The 8098-nt window shown below is 69.1% G+C and carries 7 protein-coding genes; all 7 read right to left on the bottom strand.

The genetic code is table 11. The features are described from left to right. Nucleotides 1-240 precede the first annotated feature (240 nt). Nucleotides 241-693, bottom strand: coding sequence for a hypothetical protein (locus ACFWBB_RS25225; protein WP_385276732.1), 453 nt, complete (start codon nucleotides 691-693; stop codon nucleotides 241-243). 154 nt (nucleotides 694-847) lie between these two features. Then, nucleotides 848-2266, bottom strand: a complete 1419-nt coding sequence (locus ACFWBB_RS25220) for an NAD(P)/FAD-dependent oxidoreductase (RefSeq protein WP_385276729.1) — start codon at nucleotides 2264-2266, stop codon at nucleotides 848-850. Between the two features lie 29 nt (nucleotides 2267-2295). Further along, the gene (locus ACFWBB_RS25215) at nucleotides 2296-3096 is read right to left on the bottom strand and encodes an ABC transporter permease (protein ID WP_385276726.1); all 801 of its coding nucleotides are present in this window, start codon (nucleotides 3094-3096) and stop codon (nucleotides 2296-2298) included. Beyond that, the gene (locus tag ACFWBB_RS25210) at nucleotides 3097-4026 is read right to left on the bottom strand and encodes an ABC transporter permease (protein WP_385276723.1); all 930 of its coding nucleotides are present in this window, start codon (nucleotides 4024-4026) and stop codon (nucleotides 3097-3099) included. It abuts the gene before it with no gap. Further along, complete coding sequence (locus tag ACFWBB_RS25205; RefSeq protein ID WP_385276720.1) at nucleotides 4026-5171, bottom strand: ABC transporter ATP-binding protein; 1146 nt, start codon at nucleotides 5169-5171, stop codon at nucleotides 4026-4028. The genes ACFWBB_RS25210 and ACFWBB_RS25205 overlap by 1 nt, the downstream gene beginning before the upstream one ends. 5 nt (nucleotides 5172-5176) lie before the next feature. Next, a complete protein-coding gene (locus ACFWBB_RS25200; RefSeq protein WP_385276717.1) occupies nucleotides 5177-6424 on the bottom strand; it encodes a PotD/PotF family extracellular solute-binding protein in 1248 nt (415 codons plus the stop codon). Nucleotides 6425-6480: 56 nt separating this feature from the next. Beyond that, nucleotides 6481-7995 carry a gamma-aminobutyraldehyde dehydrogenase gene (locus ACFWBB_RS25195; protein WP_385276714.1) on the bottom strand — a complete coding sequence of 505 codons (1515 nt, stop codon included), beginning with the start codon at nucleotides 7993-7995 and terminating at the stop codon, nucleotides 6481-6483. Nucleotides 7996-8098 lie beyond the last annotated feature (103 nt).

The following is an 8098-nucleotide window of genomic DNA, read 5'->3' as shown; positions in this document are numbered from 1 at the left end:
GGCCGCAGGCCGCAGGGCCGCAGGGCCGCAGGGCCGCAGGGCCGCAGGGCCGCAGGGCCGCAGGCCGCAGGGCCGCAGGGCCGCAGGGCCGCAGGGCCGCAAAGTGTCGCCGGAGGCGTCCGCGCGGGCGGTCGACGTGAAAGGGATCCACCGTGCCTCCCGGTCGGGGGACGTGGAGGTGCGCCGCGGCCCCGACAGGGTCGGGGCCGGGGACGAGCGGCGTCGGAGGCGTCCGGTGCGTCAGCCCTCCTCTCCGCCGGCCAGTCCCGCCGCCGCCTCGTGCATCGCCAGCTCGAGGAGAGCCGGGTCGGTCAGGGTGCCGGAGCCGTCCGGCGGGACCAGCCAGCGGACTCCCCGGGTCGAGCGGCCCGGGTACGGCACGACGATCCAGGTGCCGGCCCCGGCCGTGCGGATCCCGGTGCCGAGCCAGCAGGCGGCCGTGCCGGGCGCCACGAAGAAACCCATGCGGTCGTCTCCGAAGTCGACGAGCACGGGGCCCGGCCGGTGCAGGATCCGGGTGAGTACGTCGAGGGTGGGATAGCCGAGCGCGCCCGGCAGGATCAGCACGTCCCAGGCCCGGCCCGCGGGCAGCAGCGTCACCCCCAGGGGGTTGCGCTCCCATTCCCACCGGCACGCCTCGGGATCCGGTGCGACGGATGCCAGCCATTCGACGGCCGTCTTCGCCCCAGCCATGAGAAGACCTCCCTTTCACTCGTGTACGCGGTCGCGTCACGAGGGAGAGGGAGGTCCCCGCCGGGCATTACGCGGGTTCGGACCACCCGTTGGGGTGAACCGATCAGGCCGCCCGAATCCGCACCGAATCCGCACCGAATCCGGACCGAATCGGTCAGCTGTCGAAGCCCAGCCCGAGCCTGTCCATCGTCTTCAGCCACAGGTTGCGCCGCCCGCCGTGCGCGTCGGCACGGGCCAGCGACCATTTGGTGAGGGCGATACCGGTCCAGGCGAAGGGCTCGGGCGGGAAGGGCAGCGGCTTCTTGCGGACCATCTCCAGCGACGTCCGCTCGGTGCTCTCACCCGCAAGCAGGTCCAGCATCACCTCGGCCCCGAAACGGGTGGCCCCGACACCCAGGCCGGTGTACCCGGCCGCGTACGCCACCTTGCCCTGGTGCGCGGTGCCGAAGAACGCCGAGAACCGCGAGCACGTGTCGATCGCCCCGCCCCACGCGTGGGTGAAGCGCACGCCCTCCAGCTGCGGGAAGCAGCCGAAGAAGTGCTCGGCGAGCTTGGCGTACGTCTCCGGCCGGTCGTCGTACTCGGCGCGCACCCGGCCCCCGTAGGGGTAGACCGCGTCGTACCCGCCCCACAAAATCCGGTTGTCGGCCGACAGCCGGAAGTAGTGGAACTGGTTGGCCGAGTCCCCGAGGCCCTGCCGGTTCTTCCACCCGACCGAGTCGAGCTGCCCGGGGGTCAGCGGTTCGGTCATCAGCGCGTAGTCGTAGACCGGCACGGTGTACGCCCGCACCCGCCTGATCAGGTTCGGGAAGATGTTGGTGCCGAGCGCGACCTGCCGGGCCCGCACCTGCCCGTAGGGGGTACCTACGGCCATCCCCGCGCCGTACGGCTTCAGTGTGAGGGCGGGGGTGTGCTCGTAGACGCGGACGCCCAGTCGCAGACATGCCTGCTTGAGGCCCCAGGCGAGCTTGGCGGGGTGGAGCATGGCCACACCCCGGCGGTCGTGCAGACCCGCCTGGAAGGTGGGCGAGGCGACCTGCTCGCGCACCGCGTCCGCGTCGAGGAACTCGATGCCGTCGGCGAGGCCCTTGCCCTCGAGCTCCTCGTACCAGTCGCGCAGTTCCCTCGCCTGGTACGCCTCGGTGGCGACGTCGATCTCGCCGGTGCGCTCGAAGTCGCAGTCGATGCCGTGCCGGGCGATCGCCGCCTCGATCTCGTCGAGGTTGCGCGTCCCCAGCTCCTCGAGCCGGTGGATCTCGTCCGGCCAGCGGGCGAGCCCGTTGGGCAGCCCGTGGGTGAGCGAGGCCGCGCAGAAGCCTCCGTTGCGGCCCGAGGCGGCCCAGCCCACCTCGCGGCCCTCCAGCAGCACCACGTCCCGCTGCGGCTCGCGCTCCTTGGCGACGAGCGCGGTCCACAGTCCGCTGTAACCGCCGCCGACGACCAGCAGATCGCAGGCCTCGGGGCCGGTGAGCGCGGGCTCGGGGTGGGGCTTGCCGGGATCTTCCAGCCAGTACGGGACCGGCTGTGCGTCGGAAAGAGAAGTGATCCACCGGTTCATGGCGCTCGGGGCCATGATTTCAACTCCCTACGGGGCTTTTCCGATTACGCCTTTTGCTTGTTGCGGCGACTTCCGATGACCATCGAGGTCAGGACGAGCAGTACGGCGATCAGGAACATGGCCGTACCGATGACGTTGATCTGGACGGGCGTTCCGCGCTGTGCCGAACCCCAGACGAACATGGGGAAGGTGACGGTGGAGCCCGCGTTGAAATTGGTGATGATGAAATCGTCGAAGGAGAGCGCGAAGGCGAGCAGCGCGCCCGCCGCGATTCCGGGGGCGGCGATGGGCAGGGTGACGCGCAGGAACGTCTGCGCCGGCCCGGCGTAGAGGTCCTGGGCGGCCTGCTCCAGGCGCGGGTCCATCGACATCACGCGCGCCTTCACCGCTGTCACGACGAAGCTGAGGCAGAACATGATGTGCGCGATGAGGATCGTCCAGAATCCCAACTGAGCACCCAGGTTGAGGAACAGGGTGAGCAGCGAGGCGGCCATGACGACCTCGGGCATCGCCATGGGGAGGAAGATCAGCGAGTTGACGGCGCCCCGCGCGCGGAAGCGGTAGCGCACAAGCGCGAAGGCGATCATCGTGCCGAGGGCGGTCGCGCCGATGGTCGCCCAGACCGCGATCTGGAGGCTGAGCGACAGCGACCCGCACAGCCCGGCGACCCCGCACGGGTCCTTCCAGGCGTCGGTGGAGAACTGCTGCCACTGGTAGTTGAAGCGCCCCTTCGGTTTGTTGAAGGAGAACACCGTCACGACGACGTTCGGCAGCAGGAGATAGGCGAGCGTGAGAAGTCCCGCGATGACCACGAAATGGCGCCTGAGCCAGTTGACGAGAGGCATTTAAACCAGATCCTCCGTCCCGGACCTGCGGATGTAGAGGGTCACCATGAAAAGGATCGCGGCCATCAGGATGAAGGAGAGGGCCGCCGCCGTCGGATAGTCGAGGACCCGAAGGAACTGGGTCTGGATCACGTTTCCGATCATGCGGGTGTCCGTCGAGCCGAGGAGTTCGGCGTTGACGTAGTCGCCGGCCGCCGGGATGAAGGTCAGCAGCGTTCCGGAGACCACGCCGGGCATCGAGAGCGGGAAGGTGACCTTACGGAAGGTGGTGACCGGCCTGGCGTACAGGTCCCCGGCGGCCTCGTGCAGCCGTCCGTCGATGCGCTCGAGCGAGGTGTAGAGCGGCAGGATCATGAACGGCAGGAAGTTGTACGTCAGACCGCAGACCACCGCGAGCGGGGTGGCCAGGACCCGGTCGCCCGCGGTCCAGCCGAGCCAGCTGGTGACGTCGAGAACGTGCAGGGTGTTGAGGGCGCCGACGACCGGGCCGCCGTCCGCGAGGATCGTCTTCCAGGCGAGGGTGCGGATCAGGAAGCTGGTGAAGAACGGCGCGATCACCAGGATCATGATCAGGTTCCGCCAGCGGCCGGCCCGGAAGGCGATCAGGTAGGCCAGCGGGTAGCCGAGCACCAGGCACAGGATCGTCGCGGCGGCCGCGTAGAGGACCGAGCGCAGGAACTGCGGCCAGTACTCGCTCAGCGCGTTCCAGTAGGTCGCGAGGTGCCAGGTGACCTTGTAGCCCTCCTCCAGGGAGCCCGTCTGCACGGACGTGGAGGCCTGGTAGATCATGGGCAGCGCGAAGAACACGAACAGCCAGAGCAGACCGGGCAGCAGCAGCCAGTACGGCGTCAGGCGCCCGCGCTTGCGGGGTGGCTTCTTCGTGGGTGCCGTCGGGGAGAGAGGCGGGGGCGCCTCGGTGAGCGTCGCCATCAGAGGGCCGCCTCTTCCTGGATGCCCGCGTCGATGTCCTGTTCCGCGTCCAGGCCGAAGGTGTGGGCGGGGCTCCAGTGCAGGACGACCTCGGCGCCGGGAGCGAGCCGGGCGTCGCGGTCGATGTTCTGGGCGTAGACCTCGAACTCGGGGCAGACCGCGCTGTCGATGACGTACTGGGTGGAGACGCCGATGAACGACGAGTTGGCGATGCGGCCGGTGATGCGGTTGCGGCCCTCGGGGATGTCACCGGCGGCGTCCGCGTGGGTGAGGGAGATCTTCTCCGGGCGGATGCCGACCAGCACCTTGCCGCCGGCCGTCGTGGGCGCGGAGCAGCGCGACTCGGGCAGGACGAGTTTGCCGCCGCCCGCCTTCAGCACGATGTCGTCGCCGCTCTTGGAGTCGACCTCGGCCTCGATCAGGTTCGACGTGCCGAGGAAGTTGGCGACGAAGGTGGTGTTCGGGTTCTCGTAGAGGTCGGTCGGCGAGCCGAGCTGCTCGACCCGGCCCGCGTTCATCACGGCGACCGTGTCGGCCATTGTCATGGCCTCCTCCTGGTCGTGCGTGACGTGCACGAAGGTGATGCCGACCTCGGTCTGGATGCGCTTGAGCTCCAGCTGCATCTGACGGCGCAGCTTGAGGTCGAGGGCGCCGAGGGGCTCGTCGAGCAGCAGCACCTTGGGGGTGTTGATCAGCGCGCGGGCCACGGCGACGCGCTGCTGCTGACCGCCGGAGAGCTGGTGCGGCTTCTTACGGGCCTGCTCGCCGAGCTGTACGAGCTCCAGCATGTCCTCGACCTGCTTCTTCACGCTTTTGATGCCGCGTCGGCGCAGGCCGAAGGCGACGTTCTCGAAGATGTCGAGGTGCGGGAATAGGGCGTAGGACTGGAAGACGGTGTTCACCGGGCGCTTGTACGGCGGGAGTGCCGTCACGTCCTGGTCGCCGAGGTGGACGGTCCCGGAGGAAGGTTCCTCCAGACCGGCGATCATGCGCAGAGTGGTGGTCTTGCCGCAGCCCGAGGCGCCGAGCAGGGCGAAGAAGGAGCCCTGCGGGACGGTCAGGTCCAGCGGGTGCACGGCGTTGAAGGAGCCGTAGGTCTTGCTGATGCCGGAGAGGCGGACGTCGCCGCTGCTGTCCGTTGTCATGATCGTCACGCCCCTGTGAGCTTCGCGAACTTCTGCTGATAGGCCGTCTCTTCCTTCGAGCTCAGAGAGCGGAAGGCATGGGACTTGGCCTGCGTGGCCTTGTCGGGAAGGATCAGCGGATTGTCCGCCGCCGACTTGTCGATCTTGGCGAGATACGGTTTCACGTTCGCGACCGGACTCACGTAGTTGATGTACGCGGCGAGTTCGGCGGCCGGCTCGAGCTCGTAGTAGTAGTCGATCAGCCGCTCGGCGTTCGTCTTGTGGCGCGCCTTGTTGGGGATCAGCATGTTGTCGGTCGACGTCATGTAGCCGCTGTCCGGGATGACATAGCCGACGTCCGGGTTGTCGGCCTGGAGCTGCACGATGTCACCGGCCCAGGCGACACAGGCCGCCAGGTCGCCCTTGCTGAGGTCGGACGTGTAGTCGTTGCCGGTGAAGCGGCGGATCTGGCCCCTGTCGACCGCCTTCTGCAGGCGGGCGATGACCGCGTCGTAGTCGTCGGCGGTGAACTTCGCCGGGTCCTTGCCCATGTCGAGCATGGTCATGCCGACGGTGTCGCGCATCTCGGTCAGCAGGCCGACCCGGCCCTTGAGCGCCGGATTGTCGAGCAGGTCGGAGACCGACTTCACCTCGACGCCGTCGAGCGCCTTCTTGTTGAAGGCGATGACCGTCGAAATGCCCTGCCAGGGGTACGAGTAGGCGCGGCCCGGGTCCCAGTCGGGGCTGCGGAACTGGTCCGACAGGTTGGCGAAGGCGTGCGGCAGGTGGGACGCGTCCAGCTTCTGGACGTAACCGAGCCGGATCATGCGGGCGGCCAGCCAGTCGGTGAGGACGATGAGGTCGCGGCCGGTGTCCTGACCGGCGGCGAGCTGCGGCTGGATCTTGCCGAAGAACTCGTCGTTGTCGTTGATGTCCTCGGTGTACTTGACCGCGATACCGGTCTGCTTGCGGAAGGCGTCCAGCGTCGGATGGTGCTTCCCGCTGTCGTCCACGTCGATGTACTCCGGCCAGTTGGAGAAGTTGACGACCTTCTCCTTCGCCGAGTGGTCGTCCGCGGAGACGCCACCCTGGGACTTGCCGGCCGCGGGGATCCCGCAGGCGCTGAGCGCGCCGAGGCCGCCCAGCGCCAGGGCGCCTCCCGTGGAGGCGCGCAGCAGCGACCGGCGGGTCATGGCCGCCCTGCCGTTGCGGAGGCTGCGCCGCATGGCGGCCACTTGGGCCGGGCTCAGGCGGTCGGGCTCGTACTGCTCCATGCGAGTGGTGCCCTTTCGGGAGGGTCGGCCGTGGTCGGCGGCCGGTCGTTGTCGCTTTAACAGTCCCCGAAGATGGTGCGGTGCCAGGGCTTGCGGGCCACCGCCGTGTTATCGAACATAACGTGCTTTACCTGTGTGTACTCCTCGAACGAATACGCTGACATGTCCTTGCCGAAACCGGACGCCTTGTACCCGCCGTGAGGCATCTCGCTGATGATCGGTATGTGGTCGTTGATCCACACGCATCCGGCCTTGAGCTCGCGTGTCGCCCGGTTCGCCCGGAAGACGTCCCGGCTCCACGCGGAGGCGGCCAGCCCGTACGGCGTGTCGTTGGCGAGCGCGATGCCCTCGTCGTCGCTGTCGAACGGCAGGACCACCAGGACCGGGCCGAAGATCTCGGACTGGACGACCTCACTGTCCTGGGCCGCGTCCGCGATCAGGGTGGGCCGGTAGTACGCGCCGGCCTTGAGCTCCCCCTGGGGAGCCTCGCCGCCGGTCACCACGCGCGCGTAGGCGCGCGCCCGGTCGACGAAGCCGGCGACCCGGTCGCGCTGGAGGTGCGAGACCAGCGGGCCGAGGTCGGTTCCGGGAGCGAAGGGATCGCCGAGCCGGACGGTCTCCATCAGGGCGGCCGTCCGCTCGACGAACGCCTCGTAAAGGGGTCGCTGCACATACGCGCGCGTGGCGGCCGTGCAGTCCTGCCCGGTGTTGATGAGCGCCCCCGCGACCGCGCCGTTGGCCGCGGCCTCCAGGTCGGCGTCGTCGAACACGACGAAGGGCGCCTTGCCGCCCAGCTCCAGATGCAGGCGCTTGACGGTCGCGATGGCGACCTCGGCGACCCGCTTTCCGACGGCCGTGGAGCCGGTGAAGGAGGTCATGGCGACGTCGGGATGCCCGACGAGGCGCTCACCGGCCTCTTTTCCGGTCCCGGTGACGATGTTGATCACGCCGTCGGGAATCCCGGCCGCCGTCGCCGCCTGAGCGAAGAGGAGCGAGGTGAGCGGGGTGAGTTCGGCGGGCTTGAGCACGATGGTGTTGCCCGCCGCGATCGCCGGAAGGATCTTCCAGGCGGCCATCTGGAGGGGGTAGTTCCAGGGGGCGATGGAGCCGACGACGCCGATGGGTTCCCGGCGGACGTAGGAGGTGTGGTCGCCGGAGTACTCACCGGCGGACTGGCCCGCGAGGTGGCGGGCCGCGCCCGCGAAGAACGCGGTGTTGTCGATGGTCCCCGGCACGTCGAACCCGCGGGTCAGCTTCAGCGGCTTGCCGCACTGGAGGGACTCGGCGCGGGCCAGTTCCTCGGCACGGTCGGCGAGGACGGCGGCGAACCGGTGCAGGGTGTCGGAGCGCTCGCCCGGCGTGACGCCGGCCCAGCCGGGGAAGGCGGCGCGGGCCGCGGCGACGGCCTTGTCGACGTCGTCGGCGCCGGCCAGCTCGTAGGTGTACACCTCCTCGCCGGTGGCCGGGTCGACCACGGCATGGGTGCGGCCGGACGTGCCGTGGGTGAGACGGCCTCCGATGTACTGAGCGCCGTCCGCGAAACGTTCCTGTGCGGGGAACCGGTCCTGCATGTCGCTCTCCTCCGCCTTCGCCCCGCTGTGTGCGGCGGCGGGTGGCGTAGCTCCAGCCTGATTTGATTGCCGATCCTGACAGAGCAAGGGCACTCCAACAAGT

It is taken from the genome of Streptomyces sp. NPDC060000, assembly GCF_042737375.1.
Classification (GTDB): Bacteria; Actinomycetota; Actinomycetes; order Streptomycetales; family Streptomycetaceae; genus Streptomyces.
This window is presented reverse-complemented; position numbering and strand designations above follow the sequence as displayed.

Excerpts from the sequence above, each read along its gene's own strand:
- ACFWBB_RS25225 (WP_385276732.1), bottom strand. The coding sequence starts at position 693 with ATGGCTGGGGCGAAGACGGCCGTCGAATGGCTGGCATCCGTCGCACCG.
- ACFWBB_RS25220 (WP_385276729.1), bottom strand. The coding sequence starts at position 2,266 with ATGGCCCCGAGCGCCATGAACCGGTGGATCACTTCTCTTTCCGACGCA.
- ACFWBB_RS25215 (WP_385276726.1), bottom strand. The coding sequence starts at position 3,096 with ATGCCTCTCGTCAACTGGCTCAGGCGCCATTTCGTGGTCATCGCGGGA.
- ACFWBB_RS25210 (WP_385276723.1), bottom strand. The coding sequence starts at position 4,026 with ATGGCGACGCTCACCGAGGCGCCCCCGCCTCTCTCCCCGACGGCACCC.
- ACFWBB_RS25205 (WP_385276720.1), bottom strand. The coding sequence starts at position 5,171 with ATGACAACGGACAGCAGCGGCGACGTCCGCCTCTCCGGCATCAGCAAG.
- ACFWBB_RS25200 (WP_385276717.1), bottom strand. The coding sequence starts at position 6,424 with ATGGAGCAGTACGAGCCCGACCGCCTGAGCCCGGCCCAAGTGGCCGCC.
- ACFWBB_RS25195 (WP_385276714.1), bottom strand. The coding sequence starts at position 7,995 with ATGCAGGACCGGTTCCCCGCACAGGAACGTTTCGCGGACGGCGCTCAG.